This window comes from Acinetobacter sp. BMW17 (assembly GCF_001592855.1).
In the GTDB taxonomy this organism is placed as follows: Bacteria; Pseudomonadota; Gammaproteobacteria; order Pseudomonadales; family Moraxellaceae; genus Acinetobacter; species Acinetobacter johnsonii.
In genome coordinates this window covers 93,007-111,426 of the sequence record NZ_LSOD01000019.1, presented here as the reverse complement: position 1 = coordinate 111,426, position 18,420 = coordinate 93,007, and the positions used below count along the sequence as shown (strand labels likewise).

General features: G+C 40.5%; 22 protein-coding genes. 2 read left to right on the top strand and 20 right to left on the bottom strand.

What is annotated here, in order from left to right; genetic code table 11:
- Positions 1-102: 102 nt before the first annotated feature.
- Entirely contained in the window at positions 103-1,254 is a 1,152-nt protein-coding gene (gene zapE, locus AXW61_RS05105; RefSeq protein ID WP_062032938.1) for a cell division protein ZapE, read from the bottom strand.
- Between the two features lie 85 nt (positions 1,255-1,339).
- The gene (locus tag AXW61_RS05100) at positions 1,340-2,347 is read right to left on the bottom strand and encodes an AraC family transcriptional regulator (protein WP_004984809.1); all 1,008 of its coding nucleotides are present in this window, start codon (positions 2,345-2,347) and stop codon (positions 1,340-1,342) included.
- A gap of 149 nt (positions 2,348-2,496) precedes the next feature.
- Between AXW61_RS05100 and AXW61_RS05095 the strand changes: the two genes are divergently transcribed.
- Both AXW61_RS05095 and AXW61_RS05090 read left to right on the top strand, forming a co-directional pair.
- Entirely contained in the window at positions 2,497-4,002 is a 1,506-nt protein-coding gene (locus AXW61_RS05095) for an NAD(P)/FAD-dependent oxidoreductase (protein WP_062032936.1), read from the top strand.
- 45 nt (positions 4,003-4,047) lie between these two features.
- On the top strand, positions 4,048-4,956 hold the full coding sequence (locus AXW61_RS05090) for a lysine exporter LysO family protein (RefSeq protein WP_062032933.1): 909 nt from the start codon (positions 4,048-4,050) through the stop codon (positions 4,954-4,956).
- A 127-nt stretch (positions 4,957-5,083) separates the two neighbouring features.
- Here the strand turns inward: AXW61_RS05090 and pyrF are convergent, their stop codons facing one another.
- The 18 genes from pyrF to AXW61_RS05000 form a co-directional block, all read right to left on the bottom strand.
- The gene (gene pyrF, locus AXW61_RS05085) at positions 5,084-5,779 is read right to left on the bottom strand and encodes an orotidine-5'-phosphate decarboxylase (protein WP_171057611.1); all 696 of its coding nucleotides are present in this window, start codon (positions 5,777-5,779) and stop codon (positions 5,084-5,086) included.
- Between the two features lie 223 nt (positions 5,780-6,002).
- Entirely contained in the window at positions 6,003-6,368 is a 366-nt protein-coding gene (locus tag AXW61_RS05080) for a LapA family protein (RefSeq protein ID WP_004696867.1), read from the bottom strand.
- A 17-nt stretch (positions 6,369-6,385) separates the two neighbouring features.
- Complete coding sequence (locus AXW61_RS05075) at positions 6,386-6,691, bottom strand: integration host factor subunit beta (RefSeq protein WP_004696865.1); 306 nt, start codon at positions 6,689-6,691, stop codon at positions 6,386-6,388.
- Positions 6,692-6,852: 161 nt separating this feature from the next.
- A complete protein-coding gene (gene rpsA, locus AXW61_RS05070; protein WP_004696863.1) occupies positions 6,853-8,529 on the bottom strand; it encodes a 30S ribosomal protein S1 in 1,677 nt (558 codons plus the stop codon).
- A 113-nt stretch (positions 8,530-8,642) separates the two neighbouring features.
- A complete protein-coding gene (gene cmk / locus AXW61_RS05065; RefSeq protein ID WP_062032931.1) occupies positions 8,643-9,326 on the bottom strand; it encodes a (d)CMP kinase in 684 nt (227 codons plus the stop codon).
- Between the two features lie 17 nt (positions 9,327-9,343).
- On the bottom strand, positions 9,344-9,775 hold the full coding sequence (locus AXW61_RS05060; protein ID WP_010326848.1) for an SRPBCC family protein: 432 nt from the start codon (positions 9,773-9,775) through the stop codon (positions 9,344-9,346).
- 75 nt (positions 9,776-9,850) lie between these two features.
- On the bottom strand, positions 9,851-10,351 hold the full coding sequence (gene tadA / locus AXW61_RS05055; protein WP_004984825.1) for a tRNA adenosine(34) deaminase TadA: 501 nt from the start codon (positions 10,349-10,351) through the stop codon (positions 9,851-9,853).
- A gap of 5 nt (positions 10,352-10,356) precedes the next feature.
- A complete protein-coding gene (locus tag AXW61_RS05050; RefSeq protein ID WP_062032928.1) occupies positions 10,357-11,478 on the bottom strand; it encodes an enoyl-CoA hydratase/isomerase family protein in 1,122 nt (373 codons plus the stop codon).
- On the bottom strand, positions 11,475-12,188 hold the full coding sequence (ung, locus tag AXW61_RS05045) for a uracil-DNA glycosylase (protein ID WP_004696856.1): 714 nt from the start codon (positions 12,186-12,188) through the stop codon (positions 11,475-11,477). The genes AXW61_RS05050 and ung overlap by 4 nt, the downstream gene beginning before the upstream one ends.
- Before the next feature lie 41 nt (positions 12,189-12,229).
- Complete coding sequence (locus AXW61_RS05040; protein ID WP_004696854.1) at positions 12,230-12,826, bottom strand: 6-carboxytetrahydropterin synthase; 597 nt, start codon at positions 12,824-12,826, stop codon at positions 12,230-12,232.
- Positions 12,827-12,948: 122 nt separating this feature from the next.
- Positions 12,949-13,899: a type II secretion system minor pseudopilin GspK gene (gene gspK, locus AXW61_RS05035; RefSeq protein WP_062032984.1), complete on the bottom strand. Its 951-nt coding sequence runs from the start codon at positions 13,897-13,899 to the stop codon at positions 12,949-12,951.
- A gap of 78 nt (positions 13,900-13,977) precedes the next feature.
- The gene (gene gspJ, locus AXW61_RS05030; RefSeq protein ID WP_062032926.1) at positions 13,978-14,598 is read right to left on the bottom strand and encodes a type II secretion system minor pseudopilin GspJ; all 621 of its coding nucleotides are present in this window, start codon (positions 14,596-14,598) and stop codon (positions 13,978-13,980) included.
- Positions 14,595-14,996 (bottom strand): type II secretion system minor pseudopilin GspI, encoded by a 402-nt coding sequence (gene gspI, locus AXW61_RS05025; RefSeq protein WP_062032924.1) that lies wholly within the window; start codon positions 14,994-14,996, stop codon positions 14,595-14,597. The genes gspJ and gspI overlap by 4 nt, the downstream gene beginning before the upstream one ends.
- A 34-nt stretch (positions 14,997-15,030) precedes the next feature.
- The gene (locus AXW61_RS05020) at positions 15,031-15,600 is read right to left on the bottom strand and encodes a type II secretion system protein (RefSeq protein WP_062032921.1); all 570 of its coding nucleotides are present in this window, start codon (positions 15,598-15,600) and stop codon (positions 15,031-15,033) included.
- A 12-nt stretch (positions 15,601-15,612) separates the two neighbouring features.
- Positions 15,613-16,227: a TetR/AcrR family transcriptional regulator gene (locus tag AXW61_RS05015; protein WP_004696845.1), complete on the bottom strand. Its 615-nt coding sequence runs from the start codon at positions 16,225-16,227 to the stop codon at positions 15,613-15,615.
- A gap of 45 nt (positions 16,228-16,272) precedes the next feature.
- Positions 16,273-17,046: a TatD family hydrolase gene (locus AXW61_RS05010; protein ID WP_062032919.1), complete on the bottom strand. Its 774-nt coding sequence runs from the start codon at positions 17,044-17,046 to the stop codon at positions 16,273-16,275.
- Positions 17,047-17,072: 26 nt separating this feature from the next.
- Positions 17,073-17,414 carry a PilZ domain-containing protein gene (locus tag AXW61_RS05005; RefSeq protein WP_062032916.1) on the bottom strand — a complete coding sequence of 114 codons (342 nt, stop codon included), beginning with the start codon at positions 17,412-17,414 and terminating at the stop codon, positions 17,073-17,075.
- 14 nt (positions 17,415-17,428) lie between these two features.
- Positions 17,429-18,412 carry a DNA polymerase III subunit delta' C-terminal domain-containing protein gene (locus tag AXW61_RS05000; RefSeq protein ID WP_062032914.1) on the bottom strand — a complete coding sequence of 328 codons (984 nt, stop codon included), beginning with the start codon at positions 18,410-18,412 and terminating at the stop codon, positions 17,429-17,431.
- Positions 18,413-18,420: the final 8 nt, after the last annotated feature.

Sequence of the window (18,420 nt, the reverse complement as noted above, 5' to 3'; positions counted from 1 at the left end):
CCCTATTTTCAATCCTGATTAAGCCATGATTATTCAAAAAAGTCGATAAATTAATCGATGAAAATGCACATAAAAAAAGCACCCTTTTGGGTGCTTATATTTTTAAATTTCTTCTTGTTGTTTACTTGCTTCAGCTTGTATTTGTCGATGCGCTTCATTCAAGTAATCATCTGATTGCATTTCCAATAAACGTGAACGCGTGCGTTCAATTTCAAAGGCTAATTTATCACCAGAGTATAAATCAATAATTGTATCTTCTGAGGTTAAAATCAGTTTTACCCCACGGTCATAAAACTCATCGACCAGATAAATAAAACGACGTGTGCCTTCAGAAAGATAATCGGTCAAATGCGGAACATTACTCACCAGCACAGTATTATAAATATTTGCAATTTCGATAAAGTCAGCAGGACTACGTGGTTTTAAACACAGCTCTGAATACTCACACCATAAAACATCTTCAGTATGCCCGACCGTTTCTACAATACGATTATTAATAATAATCGGCTCATCTGAAATGGTTTGAATCTGTGTCAATGCGCTAAAACGCTGTGCGATCCAGCGTTGGTGCTCATGTGTTAAAGGTGATTTAAAGAGTTGCGCTTGTTTTAAAACACGCAAACGATAGTCCACGCCTGCATCTACATTTAAAATCACACACTGCTGTTTCACCATTTCAATGGTTGGAATGAAACGATCACGATGAATACCGTTTTTATACAAACCATCTGGTGCAATGTTTGAGGTTGCTACCAAGGTAATGCCACGTGCGAAAAGCTTTTGGAACAAATCACTAAGAATCATGGCATCCGTCACATTCGAGACGAAGAATTCATCGAAACAAATGACCACCGCTTCTTTATAAATTTGATCCGCAACCGCATCTAAAGGGTTACGCTGACCTGAAAGCTTGTTGAGCTCACGATGTACATGTTGCATAAAATGGTGAAAGTGCATCCGTGTTTTACGACGAAATGGAATTGAGTCATAAAACTGATCCATCAACCATGTTTTACCACGGCCTACACCACCCCACATATACACACCACGGGGAGAAGTTTGACGACGGAAACGACGGAATGCTTTTTTAGATGCCTTAAAACGTTGAATTAATTCATGCCAAACGCGATCCAACTCATGAACGGCCTGAGCTTGTGCCTCATCAGACATGAACTGTCCAGATGCTAAGGCTTGCGCATAGCGCTCTGCAGGAGATAAAGGACTGAATGCGGTAGGTGAATTAAAATCTGACATATCATTTAATACTGTTTTTAGGCTATATCAATTATAGCGGAGTGGAAAAGTTAATATATAACACTTTGGCATAATTATGCTTAGGCTATTTCCCATATTGTCGTGGACTGTAACCAAACCACCGTTTAAATGCATGATTAAAGGCTGCAGGCTCCGAGTAACCCAATAACTCTGCAATCATTTCAATGGAATATTCCTGATATTCCATCAAATGTAATGCACGGTCTTTCATTAATTGCTCACGAATTTGTTTATAACTGCTATTTAACTGTTGCAACTGATGTCTTAAGGTTCGCTCTGGCAAATTCAACGCTTGCGCGGTTTCAGCCATGGTCGGCAGTAAACCTCGTTGCAACTCCAAATAATCTTGTACACGTTGAATCAGACTCGGCTGTTCTGCGGTTTCTTCCAAACGCTGCAATTCCGCCTGACATTTGCCTGCATAAACGTTAAATGTCATCAAATCTGCTGAAGGAATTGGTACATTTAAAACCCATTCATCAAACCAAAATTCAGCTTGCTGCGTACCAAAACTCACTTGTTGACCATAAACCTGCTGATAGAGCGCCAGTTTTTTCGCATCTTCAGGTCGTGCAACAGGTAAAGTAATTCGAATCTCAGGCATTTCCAGCCCAATCATCTTATAAATATCTTGTAAAAACTTATAGGTTCCCGCTATTTCAGAATGTGCACGCAATTGTCCCACAGGTGTTTGCAAGTCTCTCGGTAAATAACACAGTGCAACTTGATCATTTTGTTTTTTCAAACCCAATAAGCCACTCAAATGCGTCAAACTTTGATAACGAATACCTTGCTCTAAAGCGGTGTGTGTCGTTGGACTGGTCATCAATAACATCAGTAAGGGGCCATATCCTGCCAAAACATAATGCTGACCAATAAACAAGCCTTGCTCAGGCTCAATATCCTCTGCAATGATTTTCAAAATATCCCACTCTAGAGCAGGATGAATGATCGCATTCGGATCAAGCGACTCCACACGTAAGCCAATGCTTTGTAACTTTTGATCGACTGCGACTCCTGCTTTACGCATTCCTTGAATCAAATACATCAAGCCAAGTACAGAACGTTTCATAATCAATTAAAAGCAAAATATTGGCCTATGTTTTACTACAGCCACCTAGCGCACAACAATTGCCGAATCTATCAATTTTCTTGTCAGGGCTATCATAGACCTTCTGGATAGTTGCTCTACAATAAAGTAAAACAAAAAGGAAAAAACAAATGCAGGCAGCAAATTCAACAACCCCTCAGGTAAAAATCGCCATTATTGGTGCAGGCTTTGGTGGTTTAGCGATGGCTATTCGTCTTTTACAAAACAATATTCGTGATTTTGTAATTTTGGAAAAAGCCAGTGAGATAGGTGGAACATGGCGTGAAAACCAATATCCGGGCGCTGCTTGTGATGTACAGTCACATCTCTATTCTTTATCTTTTTCACCCAAGACCGACTGGTCTAAACGTTATGCTGAAGCACCTGAAATTTATCAATATATCCAAACACTCACTGCTGAGCATCAATTGCAGTCTTATATCCGCTTTAACACCGAAGTCTGTGCTGCACATTACTTAGAAAATCAGTGTTTATGGCAACTCACCCTTAATCAAAATGAAACTCTGACCGCTCAATTTGTTATTTTTGCATCTGGTCCCCTGCATGTACCGCAAATTCCACATATTGCGGGTATCGAGCAATTTAAAGGCAAAGTTTTCCATTCATCACAGTGGGATCATGACTATGACCTCAGCAATAAAAATGTTGCCACGATTGGCACTGGGGGAAGCGCGATTCAATATATTCCTGAAATTGCAGAAAAAGTGAAACAACTTTACGTACTGCAAAGGACAGCTGCATGGGTTATTCCTCGGGATGAACGTCGTTATTTACCCATTGAAAAAACACTGTTTAATCGATTTGATTGGTTTCGAAAAATTCATCGAGCTCGTCTGTATTGGACAAATGAATCTCGTGTAGTTCCCATTATGAAACCACAGGTCATGAAATATGCACAAAAACTAGCAGAAGCGTATATTCGCCATCAAGTCAAAGACCCTGTAACCGCAGATAAGCTGATTCCCAACTATATTATGGGTTGTAAACGCATCTTGGTCTCCAACAAATATTATCCAAGCTTCAACCGTAAAAATGTGGATTTAGTGAGTGAAAACATTTTGGAACTGACAGAAGACAGTATCATCACCAAAGATGGGAAAAAGCGTAAAATTGACTGCCTCATCTATGGCACAGGTTTTGTGACTGACCCACGTATTTATCTTAAATCCTTTAGCTGTACAGGACTGAATCATGTCGAGCTTACAGACGCATGGAAAGATGGGGCCGAAAGTTACTATGGAATTAGCACCAAAGGTTTCCCAAACTTATTTCAGCTTTTAGGGCCTAATACGGTCTTAGGTCATAACTCGGTTATTTTTATGATTGAGTCACAAGTAAATTACATTCTACAGCTCATCGAGATGGCAGAAAAAACCCAATCTCAAGCGATCGTTGTGAAAGCAGATACTCAAGATCAATTTAATCAGCATTTACAAAGTCAATTTACAGATACCATTTGGCAATCTGGCTGCGTCAGTTGGTATCAACAAGCGGATGGAAAAAATTTCTCTTTATGGCCCAACTATACATGGAGGTATTGGCTAAAAATACGAAAAGCCAATCCAGCAGACTATCGTTTTTTAAATTCCAAGCAAGATAGTCAAGCAATAAATTAAGATCGAGGTCATAATAAGTTAGTATTTATTCACACTTTATTTGACATGCAATCGTTTTGGTTGATTTTTCAGCTTCTTATTTGTTTAGCACTTGGATTTGTTTTGGCGCGTCGTTTACCCAAATGGCTTGAACGACTTGCCTTTCAAATCCTGCCCTATTTTACGTATATTCTCTTAATTGCAATTGCAATTGAGTTTTCAACGACTTTGCATAGCATTGCCGAACCTTGGCAGATACTCAATCATGCAGCGCTTTTAGCAGTTATGACCAGTATCGGTGCTTTTGTCTGTTGTTACATATTATTTAAACTTTTGGGCTATCAACCGAGTCATGGCAAAGTATCCATGAGCCTTGTGAGCAAGTCATTAATCAATATCAGTTATGCATTTATCGCACTGGCCTTAGGCTATGGCTTGGCAGAGCTATCTTCAAGTTTCGGCTATACACTTCATATCAGTACATGGAACTTGTTACTGGTTTTCATGTTCCTGATCGGGCTTGATTTAGCCTATTCACCACTAGATCGTTCATGGTTGAACTGGCAAATACTGCTCGTTCCACTTGGTTGTATTCTGGGTTCAATTATTGGGGCGTTTGTAACGGCCTATTTTGTACCGAGCATTCAACTAAAAGACCTGATTATGTTGTCTCAAGGTTATGGTTTCTACTCCATGACTGGCATTGTGGTCACAGAGTTAAAGAATGCACATTTAGGCAGTATTGCACTGATGAATGATTTGTTCAGAGAAATCTTTGCGATTGTGTTTATGTATATCATTGGCTGGCGTTACCCCCGCTCTGCGATTTCATCCGCAGGAGCTACAGCAATGGATGTTACACTACCGATGGTCAAACAAGCCTGTGGGAATGACTTTATTCCACATGCCATGGTAAGCGGCTTCATCCTGTCAGTTTTGGCGCCGATTGTTGTGAGTGTCTTGACTGCTCTGTAAAGCATAGCGCTCTATTCGATGCCGTCTTTTTATTTTGCTATTGCCACTTCGCTCACCAACAATTCTTTTTAAAATTTAATCCATAAAAAAGCCTTTCGAATGAAAGGCTTTTTAGATTTCTAGTCGCTTAAAGCGTCGCTAAAATATCTTTGAGCATCTGACACGGGTTTGCAGACTGTGTAATTGGTCGACCAATCACTAGGTGTGTTGCACCGTCTAACATTGCTTGTTTTGGCGTTACGATACGCTTTTGGTCATCCGCACTTGAACCCTCAGGGCGGATGCCTGGTGTCACCAATGCAAACTCTGAACCCAAAGTCTCACGCAGCATTTTTGCTTCTTGCGCTGAACATACCACACCATCTAAACCACTGTCTTTAGTCAGTTTTGCTAAACGTTTGACTTGTTCAAATGGTTCAATATCTAGACCAATATCGGCTAAATCTTCACGTCCCATCGAGGTTAACACCGTTACTGCAATTAGTTGAGTGTTATAGTTGCCAGCCTTTAAGCGCTCAACGCAGGTTTCCATCATTTTACGGCCACCTGAAGCATGGACGTTTACCATCCAAACCCCCATATCTGCAGCAGCACATACCGCTTGCGCAGTCGTATTTGGGATATCGTGAAATTTTAGATCTAAAAAGACTTCAAAGCCTTCACCATGTAAAGCTTTAACAATAGATGAGCCTTCATGGGTAAATAATTCTTTACCGACTTTTACACGGCATAATTGAGGGTCTAATTGCCCAGCAATCGTCATTGCGTCATAATGACTTTTTGCATCTAAGGCAACAATAATACTCATGGGGAGACCCTTCAAACTCACAAAATTATGGCATTATACGGATTAAGCCTAAAACGACCAAGACTATTTTTCTAAAAACTATTTAAAATTCAAACTAAGTTCTTTATTCATATACTTTTTATATAGTTATCAATATTTTAAAGCACAATAAAAAACGCCTTTAGCTATATATCCAAAGGCGTTTAAATCAAACTTGCTTCAATACTTCTAAGATAGAAATCTTACTTGATATTGTGGCTTAAAGCGGTGTAGATGGACGATCATTAGGATTGATGTCTAACACCGTTTTCTCATGTCTTGTATGTGCTGCTGCTTCTGCAGCAGCCAGCTGAGCGGATTGAATCTGCTCTTTACGAAGGTGATCAATGTCTTTACGTAGTCGCTTAATTTCCCAACCTTTCTGGAATACACGAAATACCTGAACACCAATTAACAAACCCAACACAATCCCTAAAGCCATTGTTAATAATAACAATAGACCTAAACGCATTGCTGGAACCTGTATAAACAACAGATCAACGGTTAGCTCAGTTCCGTTTTGTAGTACCAAAGCTAGGCAGTAGCCAAACAGTACAATTAATAATGCGAATAATACGTAACGCATAAGCACCCCAATAAATTTTATTCGCCTGCAGTCTCGTTTACTGCATCACGTAATGCTTTACCTGGTTTGAAATGTGGAACAGCTTTAGCAGCCACTTCTACCGACTTACCCGTTTTAGGATTACGCCCAACACGAGGCTCACGGTGATGGAGTGCAAAACTACCAAAACCACGAATTTCAATACGATTATCAGAAGACAAAGATGCAATCATTTGATCAATCATAATCTTAACAGCTTCTTCCACTAATGGCTCTGCTAAGTGCGGGTTTTTAAGAGAAATACGCTCTATTAAGTCAGACTTATTAAGTGCTTCAGTAGTCATCTGCGACCTCTTTAATTATCAAGCTACCTTGTAGATAGATTGATAATAACCTGTTTAAATACAAAACGGTAGCGTAATAAGTGAATACTACGCTACCGTTTATTGTATTTGTGTAAAAAGTATTAGTTAACTTACATTAACAATACAATTCAAACATCTACTTAGTTGCCCATTTGAGCTTTGATCAAATCACCAATAGTCTTAGGACCATTGTCTTGACCAGTAGTTGCTGTCTTCAAGTTAGCAACTGCTTCTTTCTCTTCAGCTTCGTCTTTCGCTTTGATAGACAAGTTGATAGAGCGAGATTTACGATCTACGTTGATGATTTTCGCTTCAACTTCTTGACCAACTTCAAGGAACTTAGTTGCATCTTCAACGCGGTCGCGGTTGATTTCAGATGCTTTAAGAGTCGCTTCAACTTCGTCAGCTAACTTAAGTGTTGCGCCACGAGCGTCAACAGCAGTTACAGTACCTTTTACAAGTGCACCGCGTTCGTTAGCAGCTAAGAAATCGTTGAACGGATCGCTGTTCATTTGCTTGATGCCAAGGCTGATACGGTTGCCTTCAGCGTCTACAGACAAGATAACCGCTTCAACTGTGTCACCTTTCTTGTAACGACGAATCGCTTCTTCGCCTTGTTCGTTCCAAGAAATATCAGACAAGTGAACTAGACCATCGATACCGCCTGGTAAACCGATGAAGATACCAAAGTCAGTGATTGACTTAATCGTACCTGAAACTTTTTCACCTTTGTCGTGATTCTTAGCAAACTCTTCCCATGGGTTAGCACGAGTTTGTTTGATACCAAGAGAAATACGACGACGCTCTTCGTCAACTTCAAGAACCATAACATCAACTTCATCACCAATCTGAACAACTTTAGATGGGTGGATGTTTTTGTTCGTGTGGTCCATTTCAGAAACGTGTACTAAACCTTCAACGCCTTCAGCGATTTCTGCGAAACAGCCGTAGTCAGTTAAGTTAGTTACGCGAGCTTTAACGATTGAACCTTTAGGGTAACGGTTCATGATCGCTAACCATGGATCTTCGCCTAATTGCTTAAGACCTAAAGATACGCGGTTACGTTCTTTGTCAAACTTAAGTACTTTAACAGTAACTTCTTGACCAACTTCAACAACTTCTGATGGGTGCTTGATACGCTTCCAAGCCATGTCAGTGATGTGAAGAAGACCATCAATACCGCCAAGGTCAACGAATGCGCCGTAATCGGTAAGATTTTTGATAGTACCAGTAACTGTTTGACCTTCTTCAAGCTGAGCAAGAAGAGCTTCACGGTCAGCTGAAGATTCAGCTTCCATAACAGCACGACGAGATACAACAACGTTGTTACGTTTAGCATCAAGTTTGATTACTTTAAATTCTAACTCTTTACCTTCTAAGTGAGTAGTATCACGAATAGGACGAGTATCAACTAAAGAACCTGGAAGGAACGCACGAACTGGACCGATGTCAACAGTGAAACCGCCTTTAACTTTACCAGAGATAACACCAGTAACGATTTCGCCGTCTTCAAAGATTTTTTCAAGTTTAGTCCAAGTTTCAGCACGTTTCGCTTTTTCACGTGATAAAACTGTTTGACCCATGCCGTTGTCAAGCGCTTCAACAACAACATCAACAGTGTCGCCAACTTGAACTTCAAGTTCGCGTTGTTCATTTAAGAATTCAGCGCGGTCAACAATACCTTCTGATTTAAGGCCAGTGTCAACTGTTACCCAATCAGAATCGATGTTTACTACAACGCCTTGGATGACAGCACCCTTTTCAACGTTGAGGTTTAATTCGCTTTCTTCAAAGAGGGCTGCAAAAGATTCGGTCATGATATACCTGATAAAGTCAGCGGTCTTGGATCAGACAAGGCCGGTTTAGTTAAGCGTCTACATAGTCCATTTTGAACTGATCAAGCTATGCTTCTGCTGAATATAAAAATTCGTTAGTTTGCTAATTGCTTATCGATATAAGCCATCATAAGCTGAAACACCTCATCAATGTTCAATTCAGAACTATCAATGATGTAGGCATCAGTTGCTGGTCTGAGTGGAGCAACTTCGCGCTCCATGTCACGTTTATCACGCGCCTCAATATTAGCTAAAATATCGTTTATTTTAGCATCCAGCCCCATACCCTGCAACTGCTTTACTCTGCGTTCAGCACGAGATTGGGCTGAAGCGGTTAAATAAATCTTGGCTTGAGCCTCTGGAAAGATGGATGTGGCCATATCTCGACCATCTGCAACCAAGCCCGGTGCTTGTGCAAAAGCATGCTGGCGATCAACCAGCGCAGCTCTAAGCTCAGGAATTGTTGCAACTTTTGATGCAAACTCACCAACTCGCTCAGTTCGAATGGTTTGACTAACATCCTCACCATTGAGCAAGACTTGTGCGCCTTGTGCAGAACTTAAAAATTGTATGTCTAAATGTTTAGCAATTTCGACACATTGACTCAATTCACTTGACAAAGCATCCAACAAATCCTGTTGATGCAATGACAGGCCCAACAAGCGATATAACGCTCCCGAATCAAGTAAATGAAATTGATAATGAGCTGCTATTTTCGCAGCTAGTGTGCCCTTACCCGAACCACTTGGACCATCAATTGTGATTATTTGAACTGTCATTGCTTACCCAAAGTTTGTTATACAGATTTAGCGAGTTTTGAAAAACCTAGTTTAATCGCAGATTTAAGCTGTGCAAGGATTAATTTACTTACAAAAGGTGCACGTGCCTGTAATTCAATCGTATAGGTCACTAACGTTTTATTCGAGTCAATCGGCTCAAACTCAATAATACCCAAATGATGTTTGATGAGTGGATTTTTAATAATCTTGTATTCAATACGCTCATTCACATTCATTAATGTAATTTGCTCTTGCAACAGTTTAATTGGACCAAACCCCATACGACGTACAGAACCAAGCCCATCCGGACGTTCTGGATCTGCTGAATCTTTCACTCGCACAACTTGAACTGGTGCAAAAGCAACGTTATACGTTGAGTGTTTAGAAAGTAAATCAAATACCTGCTCTACGGGTGCATTAAATTCTTTTTTAATCTGAATATTATTCATGGTGGTTCCAACGCCTTATTTGACAATAATTATTGTCATTTCATTTTACATGAAATTATTATTTTACGAATGGATTCATCCCTTTTCTTGTAGACGGGATAGTCGCTTTTGTTCGCGGCGCATTTTAAAAAAGTGACTGAGCTGCTGTGAGCATTGCTCATGTAAACAACCCGACTCAACCAAGAACTGATGATTATAATAACCCGTTTCAAATAATTTACGTGCACTTATAAGAGAGCCAGCTTTCGGCTCTGTCGCACCAAAGACTACTTTTGAAACGCGTGCATGCACCAAAGCGCCCACGCACATAGTACAAGGCTCAAGTGTCACATACATGACCGCATCATCAGGCAAACGATAGTTTTGTGTATTTTGACAAGCATCGCGAAGTGCTTGAACCTCAGCATGCGCGGTAGGGTCATTTAGCGTAATAGGCGCATTAAAGCCAGAACCAATAATTTTATTTTGACTCACAATGACCGCCCCAACAGGGACTTCACCTTTTGACGCTGCAATAGCAGCCTGCTCTAAAGCAAGCTGCATCCATTCACTATCTGTTTTTAAAACATCAGTCATAAAGATTAGATTACATCATAATGTTTAAGGAGTTCATTCCAGCTTTCAATACTCGTTGTTGGTGGATTACCAGCGAAAATACCCTTTAAGCTATTACTAGCCCCTTGTTTCCAGGCTGGCGACAAGTCTTTATCCACTAAACGCGCACGCACACCCTCAACAAAATCGGCGTGGCGGATTTTCCAGTCAGAAATTTGCGTTTCAAGCTCAAACACTTCATTCCAAGAATGAACCTGCTTGCCCCACTGCCATAGCAACCATGTTAATGCAGCCGTTGTTGGTGAGCCTTTTTGTAAGTTCTCACTGGCTTGACGAAGCCAATCGCTACGCGCATCACTTAAACCAACAATAGCACCATAATCATGCTCGAAGTTCACACCACGACATACACTATGAATGACATCCAAAGAGTTCTGTAATGGACCTGGGCCTACCGGACGGTGCATACTGTTTAATGTGTCATCAATGGCTCTAAAATCACCTGCTGGATAATGACTCCAGTCTATATTGATGACTTTCTCAAGCACCGTATTACGCTGCGCATCACAGATGTGTGTTGCCCAACCAATACCATATGCGCCCGCAGCCGTCATGATTGAACCCGTTAAGCCCGTGAACAAACCAATTGCCCCACGATCCGCCAAGAAACGCGTTGCACCCACATCTGGGTACAAACCAATATTAATTTCAGGCATCGCTAAACGTGAATGCGGCGTCACTAAACGGAATGGTGCTGCCATAAACAGGCCTAAACCACCGCCCATGACATAACCTTCACCCCAGACCAAGACAGGCTTAGCATAGTTGTGTAGTAATAAATCTAACGCATATTCTTGCTCAAAGAACTGATTAGCTGTTTCAACTTCATCGTTAATCACCAGTTGACGAAGTTTACGTACATCACCACCCGCACAGAATGCTTTTGGTGTGGTTGAATCCAACCAAATGGCTTTTACTGCGTCATCACTATGAAAATCTTGAAACACTTCAAATAAAGCTGAAACAATCGTTTCATCTAAAGCGTGAAGTGATTTTGGTCTATTCAGACGAACAATGCGCCAACCATTTTTTGCTTCTTCTACAATCAAATCTGGATGGTAGTTTTTAGAAACGGGAGAATATGTCATGCGTCCAGCTGCCAATCTATAGGCTCAATGCCATGTTGTTTAAGATAATTATTGGATTTTGAAAAAACTTTACAACCGAAGAATCCACCACGGTTTGCTGCCAAAGGTGACGGATGTGCCGCCTTTAACACCAAATGCTTTTCTTGATCAATCCGTTGTCCTTTCCGCTGCGCATATGCTCCCCAAAGAATAAAAACAATATGCTCACGCTGTTCATTTAAAACATCAATCACATGATCGGTAAAATCTTCCCAACCTTGTTTTTGATGTGATGTGGGTTGACCAGCTTCAACGGTTAATACACTGTTCAACAGCAAAACGCCTTGCTGCGCCCAACGAGTTAAATCCCCATGTTTAGGAATATCAATTCCTAAATCTTTATTTAACTCATGGAAAATATTACGTAAAGATGGTGGTAAAGCAAGCCCCTTTTGCACAGAGAAACTGAGCCCATGTGCTTGATTCGGCCCATGATATGGGTCTTGTCCGAGTATTACCACTTTTACATTCGCCAAAGGCGTCGTATTAAATGCATTAAAAATCAGCGCATTTGGCGGATAAATCACTTTATTCGCTTTTATTTCTGTAACAAGAAACTGCTTTAGCGCATCCATCTTTGTACTAAGCAAAAAGTCACTTAATCCATGTTTCCAACTGGCATCCAGCTGAATTTTATCAAGCTTGGTTTGCTGTTGTTCTGTTAAAGACATACTTGCGCCTTATTCCCTTACTGTATATTCCGTGACAAATTTCACAGTTTGACTTGCAATTCTACATTCGGATTGTGAAATTGGATACCTTCTTTTAATTTGGTATACATTTCAGTGTCCGCCCATTCCGCTTGGATTTGTTCTGAAAACTCGATCTGGCTTAAATCTAAAAGCCCCATCTGTGTATTTTCAATATCTTCAATAAAACTCTGCGCATAGCCCGTATCAGTCTCATGCACAATCACCGAGTACACTTCTACATCGCCTTCACCGTTTTGAGTCACGGTCGACGCGAGTACTTGTTGTGCAAGATAAAAGAAAATACGTGAAAATTGTTCAGCCGATGGCGAAACAGGCAGCGACACCCAACGTGCACTAAATGTTTTACATGCTTGGATATATTCTGGATCATCGTTTTGCCAAAAACAAATCGCATGATCAAAAGAGTCATAAAGGTCTTTAATCACCCCTTTCAGCAAGCCAAAGTCATAAACCATTTGACCATGATCTAATTTCGATGCTTTGAGGAGTAATTCAACTTTATAACTATGACCATGAATGGAGCGTTTACAACGATCCGATGTACAGTTGCGTACAATATGGGCATTTTCAAACTTAAATAACTTACGAATTAACATATGCCGTAATGCAATCAAACTTTCTGAGAATTGACTTTAATTATAAAGCAAAAGTTAACCTATGCTCATTTATTTTATTGTTCAATCCAATTGGTAAATCATATCAGTCTTATATTTACCCTTTAAAACGGTGACATGCTCCGATAAGCCACATATACCGCTTGATCTTTTCGCACCAAATCACTACTAAACTGACGCTTACGCTCACTCAACAGGACTTCAATTCTAGCTTTAAAATAGTTCGATTGAACTCCGAGAAAATCATTAACAGCAGCCCGCTGAGCCTCGTCTACTTGTTTAAATGGATCAACCTCCCACAGTTCATTAACATTGGAAAAATGTTCCAAATTGGCCTGTCTTTGCTTTTGTAAATTTTGAATAGCAGATACATCCAACTTAGGATCAATGCTGGCCAACACCAGTGCAGGTGCAGTGTTGATATTCACCTTTAACTCATTGCTCGGTAAAGCACTCACATAAGGTGCAATCAGTTGATAGTTGCGCCCCTCAAAACCCCGCACCAACTTCAACTGTTCAACATTATAAAAAGCACGATTTGATGCCAGATAACCCTGAGCTAAACTTTGATAATATGCAGATTCAGCACCCATCGGCCCACTGATTTCATCATCTTCATCTTGCCAATCAATCACTGCTTCTGAAAGTTGCGCAGGCAACCCAACACGGACTAATAGCTTTTCAAACCAAAGTTTTGCAGCCTCATTCGGCTTTTTATCCGACTTAACTAAAGCATTTAAATTAAATTTTCCTGACTCATCTTCTAAACGCCCAGAAACAAAGCCATCTTCCACTGGAAAAGCAGGCATCGGCTTCGCCCACGTTTCTTGTAGATGATCGACCTCTGCTGTATTTTGAGCATCATCCACCAACAGCTCAGAAAAAAAAGCTTCAGCACTTTTTGCGTATAACAGAGCTTGGTTTTGTCGCATTAAATAAGCCGTACTCTCTGCGGTATTGCGCTGATGTTTCGCAATCGTAGCAGCAAGGATAGTTGCTAAAGCCACCATCACCAAAATGGTGATCAATGCAATGCCATGCTGAGAGCGCTTCAAAACATCCACCTATTTACAACGAATACATTTAAGGAAAAATGGTTTTGCATAGAGTCCGTGAGTTTCATATCCTGCAACTTAATTTTTTTGTTTTAAAAAGTCTGTATTTAATAAACTAAACACCCATTCATAACCCACCTCATTGACAGTGAGGTTTATTTTTAAACCGCGCGGTAGTATTTTTGCCTGAGTTACATCATTTTCACTCAATGCCACCTCAGGCCATTGTGCCATTTCATTGGGATTGAGTAACATAATTTGAAATTGATCAACTGAATCAAGTAGAACACTGGTTTCAGGTTGATCATTACCGGTTTGATTTAAATTTTTATATTTATAACGGTACAGTTTTTTTTCATCTGCTTTATAAATATATTCAACTCGCTCTTCAGGCGGTATGCCTTGCATTAAAGGATCAGTCACGCCAGTTTTACTAAAGGTTAACTGACCATTTTGCAACATGACTGCGGGTTGAACCTGCCCCGCAACATTGGCAGTAATTGGTACAATTTGCACAGTGTCACGTAACACTTGTTGATATGCTTCTTGTAGTTGACCTAAGCGCTGTTCATGTTGGGTATTACGCTCTTTAATCTTGATCAGATAATCAAAAACCTTCCAACCCAAAGCTGAAAGCACAGCAAAAATCGCGATTGCCACCAATAACTCAACCAAAGTAAAGCCTGAGCGTTTTGTCATGGTTGGCTTCCATCACGATGGTTAAAAAAAACTAAACTCGTAACACCCGAATCTACTTTTCCAGTTTCAGTATTCACCAAGCTCACCTGTACATTGACGCGTTGCACATTAGCACTAATCGTTGCTTGCGCTGATTTATCAATTTGCCAAGTTTCACCTTGTTGGGTGATTTGTTTAGAGGCCGTGCCTTGTAGCCAATCACGATTGATTTCCATCATAGAAATTTCATTCAAGGCAACAAATTGTGCCTTAGTACGCAAGATGGCATGGGCTGTAGACTGAGTATATTGCATACCCACTTTGGTTAAAGCGACCGCTGCTGTAGCAAAAATAGCCAGCGCCACCATCACTTCTAGCAATGTAAATCCTGAGCGAGGATTAATGAAATAATATTTCATCCGAGCGCAAGCCGGCAGACTACTCTTTAAAGCTTTAGCTCGCATTTATTTTACCCAAATGATCAATTTCAATTTCTGCACCCACGGGCTCATTGGCATAATAAAATTGAATACGAACAGGTTTTGCTTCGCCATTCCCCAACCAAATCAGTTTAGGTGCATTCTCTTGGGTTAAATCATCGTTTCGGGCTTGGGAAACATCATAGTCTAAAGATTGCACAGCAAAAGAAACATTTTTGGCTAACACTTGCTGCGGGAACTCATTATATTTTTGCCATTTTTGTTGATTCAGCATTACATTATTTTGTTGTTCTGTGGGTATAGTAAATTGAGGATTTTTATATTCAACAACAGCATAAGAAAAATCAGCCACATCGGTCGCAGGATGAACCTCTAGTGCCAAAACACGTGCTTGATCATTTGCCTCACGTGCAATTTTCTGTACATCCATGATAAAAAAATCACGGGCTTGCGCTGCTTTACGTTGGTCGACCCCATTGATATTCAACATCACCAATGACGCCATAATGGCCATAATAACAATAACCACCATCAATTCAACCAGTGTAAATCCTTGAATCCTTGAAGGTGGTTTCTGTTTCATACATCCTATCCGCTAAGCAAGATATCCTGCTGCGCCCGTTTGTTTAGGCATCGCCAGAGCTTGGTCAATGTAGGCCACGCGCAAAGTGTCACGCGAACCCAAATATCGTTGGTAAAAACTAGAGTTCAAAATCGCTGCGGCACCATGCGTTAAAGACCAAATCGATGCCAAATAATCACGTACTGTCATTTGACTCTCTATCGACTCTAAATACCGCTCGGTCATACGAATAATTAAACGTAGACGCTGCTTCCGAATTTGATAAAGCTCAGTAAATAAATGATAGATCCCAACACCCGTGGTCGATAATCGCTCTTCTATTTGATGAAACAACACCGTGCGTTCAGGATGATGCAAATGATGTAACATAAAAAAAGCAAGATGTTCAGGGAACTGTTTGTCTGTATCTTTAATCATTTCAAGCAACATTTGCTCATTACGAATAATGAGCAACATATAGAGTTCATCTTTACTTTGAAAATGCTTATAAAGCGTACCTTTTGCTAGATCTAATTCTGCAGCCAATGCATCAAGGGTCATCCCTGCTTCGCCATTTTCTAAAAGCAACTGTTCAGCCACTTGGAAAATTAACGCTTCTCTTGCTCGAAACTGAGCCTGACGATCCATTTTCACCCTAGTACTCTCTTATACGCTTTTATCGTTTCAATTTATTTACTTCATGTTGAGAAGGTTTTCAAAGTTCTGTGTTGTGATGAAAGCCATCTCTTCCAAGGACTTATCATATACATCTGCCAAGGCTTTGGCTACATAAGGAACGTACTTTGGCTCATTAGACTTTCCTCTATATGGCATCGGTGCTAAATAAGGACTATCCGTCTCAATTAACAAGCGATCTAAAGGAACTTGCTTCGCCACATCACGCAGGTCTTGCGCATTTTTAAAAGACACAATCCCTGAAAATGACACATAGTAACCGCAGTCTAAAACAGCTTTGGCCGTTTCCCAGTCTTCTGTAAAGCAATGCAAAATTCCATGGGTCGATTTTTCGGCGCGAATAATATCGACAGTATCGTGCTTGGCAGAACGGGTATGCACAACAACTGGCTTTTTTACAGCTTGTGAAGCATGAATATGTCGTGCAAAACAGTCTTTTTGCTCAGCGATGAAATCTGTACTATGAAAATAATCGAGCCCTGTCTCACCAATTGCCCAAACTTTTTCAGGCTGCGCCAACTCAATTAAATAGTCTGTGGTCGCACGAGCCATGGTTTCAGGATCTTCACAAGGATGCACCCCGACGCTATAGCCCACATCGTCATGCCGTGACGCAATTTTTGCTAGCTCAATATAATCATCAAGATCAACCGAGATGCTCATAAAGCCATGAACGCCCGCTGCACGTGCTTGCGCTAATGCTAAATCCAAATCCCCATCATAAGGGGTTAAATCTAGCATGGTTAAATGGCAATGCGTATCTACAAACACAGGCGTTTCCTACTTCATATACTTAATTACATAGTGTAACTAGTTCGCCCTTCAGACTTAAGACCAGCTAGCAACTTTTCCGCTTCTGATTTGTAATAAACCCCTTTCTCCCCACAAAGTTGAATACCAAATCCTTGGAGTTTGATTCCATTTTGCTTTTGTGAAATCCAAATCACTTTACCTGTGAGAGGAATTTTCTGTGCTTGTTCTGGCAATGTTGCCAAAACAAAGACCTCCTCTCCCATCTTTACAGGTTGCTTGGATGGAATAAATAAACCACCACCAACCACAAAAGGCATGTAACTTGCATATAACGTTGCTTTATCTGGAATATTGGCTTGAATGATTCCGCCCATACGTGGTTGCATAAAATTCCCCTGTTTTAAACATCCATCAACCGAATACACAATTGGTCGAGCACTAAATTAGTTTGTACGTTTTGTTCAATATATTGTTTTGACTGTTGCAGCTCGGCGTAAATTGAAAACAAAGTTTCAAGTGAATACCGCTCTGCTAGCACACTAAAATCCAAATCAGTATTTTTTAACTGCTGATTTAGCTTGACACAAATCAAATCTGACAACAAGTACTCAAACATTTGACTAAAATCACTAAATGCCAGCGCTTTATTCCACTTGGTCGCAATTGCCATCGGCATATTTTTATCCATCACCAACTTTTGCCAATCTTTTAAAAATTCAGCACGTTGAGGGATCCATTCACTCTCGGACAATGTAATTGCCTGCAACGGCATATGATTGGACAAATTCATCAACAAATGTTGCTGTGCCAAATCGCTATGGGACAAATGCTGATTTAAAAATTGCTCTGCTTGCTGTTCATTTATGCGATCCAAAGCAAAATGTTGCAAACGACTGCGAATGGTTGCAGGCAGTTTTAAATAATGATCTGCCAATAAAATGATAACAACACGATCACCTGGTTCTTCAAGCGTTTTCAATAAAGCATTGGCTGAAGCTGTATTTAAAGCTTCGGCTGGTTCAATAATGATGACGCGCCAACCATCTACCGTTTGCTGCACAAAAGGCAGCAGATCACGAATTTTCTCAATTTTGATCTTGGCATTTTGTTTTTTATTGTCTTCATCGGTAGTGATGTGCACATAATTAGGGTGTGTATCCGCCTTTAACCACTGACAACTCCCACACTCCCCACAGGCCAAATGATTTGGCTGCCGCTTCGCACATAAGACCCAAGCAAGAAACTGCTCAGCAAAAATCTCTTTACCACAACCTTTTTTCCCATAAAACAATAAGCCATGACCAATATTCGGAAATCGCGTGGTTAAAGTTTCCCAAACATTTTGATGCCACGGATAAATCTGCTCAGGCAGCGTTTGCTTCATGTATACGA

Excerpts from the sequence above, each read along its gene's own strand:
- zapE (WP_062032938.1), bottom strand. The coding sequence starts at position 1,254 with ATGTCAGATTTTAATTCACCTACCGCATTCAGTCCTTTATCTCCTGCA.
- AXW61_RS05100 (WP_004984809.1), bottom strand. The coding sequence starts at position 2,347 with ATGAAACGTTCTGTACTTGGCTTGATGTATTTGATTCAAGGAATGCGT.
- AXW61_RS05095 (WP_062032936.1), top strand. The coding sequence starts at position 2,497 with ATGCAGGCAGCAAATTCAACAACCCCTCAGGTAAAAATCGCCATTATT.
- AXW61_RS05090 (WP_062032933.1), top strand. The coding sequence starts at position 4,048 with ATGCAATCGTTTTGGTTGATTTTTCAGCTTCTTATTTGTTTAGCACTT.
- AXW61_RS05080 (WP_004696867.1), bottom strand. The coding sequence starts at position 6,368 with ATGCGTTACGTATTATTCGCATTATTAATTGTACTGTTTGGCTACTGC.
- AXW61_RS05075 (WP_004696865.1), bottom strand. The coding sequence starts at position 6,691 with ATGACTACTGAAGCACTTAATAAGTCTGACTTAATAGAGCGTATTTCT.
- rpsA (WP_004696863.1), bottom strand. The coding sequence starts at position 8,529 with ATGACCGAATCTTTTGCAGCCCTCTTTGAAGAAAGCGAATTAAACCTC.
- cmk (WP_062032931.1), bottom strand. The coding sequence starts at position 9,326 with ATGACAGTTCAAATAATCACAATTGATGGTCCAAGTGGTTCGGGTAAG.
- AXW61_RS05060 (WP_010326848.1), bottom strand. The coding sequence starts at position 9,775 with ATGAATAATATTCAGATTAAAAAAGAATTTAATGCACCCGTAGAGCAG.
- tadA (WP_004984825.1), bottom strand. The coding sequence starts at position 10,351 with ATGACTGATGTTTTAAAAACAGATAGTGAATGGATGCAGCTTGCTTTA.
- AXW61_RS05050 (WP_062032928.1), bottom strand. The coding sequence starts at position 11,478 with ATGACATATTCTCCCGTTTCTAAAAACTACCATCCAGATTTGATTGTA.
- ung (WP_004696856.1), bottom strand. The coding sequence starts at position 12,188 with ATGTCTTTAACAGAACAACAGCAAACCAAGCTTGATAAAATTCAGCTG.
- AXW61_RS05040 (WP_004696854.1), bottom strand. The coding sequence starts at position 12,826 with ATGTTAATTCGTAAGTTATTTAAGTTTGAAAATGCCCATATTGTACGC.
- gspJ (WP_062032926.1), bottom strand. The coding sequence starts at position 14,598 with ATGACAAAACGCTCAGGCTTTACTTTGGTTGAGTTATTGGTGGCAATC.
- gspI (WP_062032924.1), bottom strand. The coding sequence starts at position 14,996 with ATGAAATATTATTTCATTAATCCTCGCTCAGGATTTACATTGCTAGAA.
- AXW61_RS05020 (WP_062032921.1), bottom strand. The coding sequence starts at position 15,600 with ATGAAACAGAAACCACCTTCAAGGATTCAAGGATTTACACTGGTTGAA.
- AXW61_RS05015 (WP_004696845.1), bottom strand. The coding sequence starts at position 16,227 with ATGGATCGTCAGGCTCAGTTTCGAGCAAGAGAAGCGTTAATTTTCCAA.
- AXW61_RS05005 (WP_062032916.1), bottom strand. The coding sequence starts at position 17,414 with ATGCAACCACGTATGGGCGGAATCATTCAAGCCAATATTCCAGATAAA.
- AXW61_RS05000 (WP_062032914.1), bottom strand. The coding sequence starts at position 18,412 with ATGAAGCAAACGCTGCCTGAGCAGATTTATCCGTGGCATCAAAATGTT.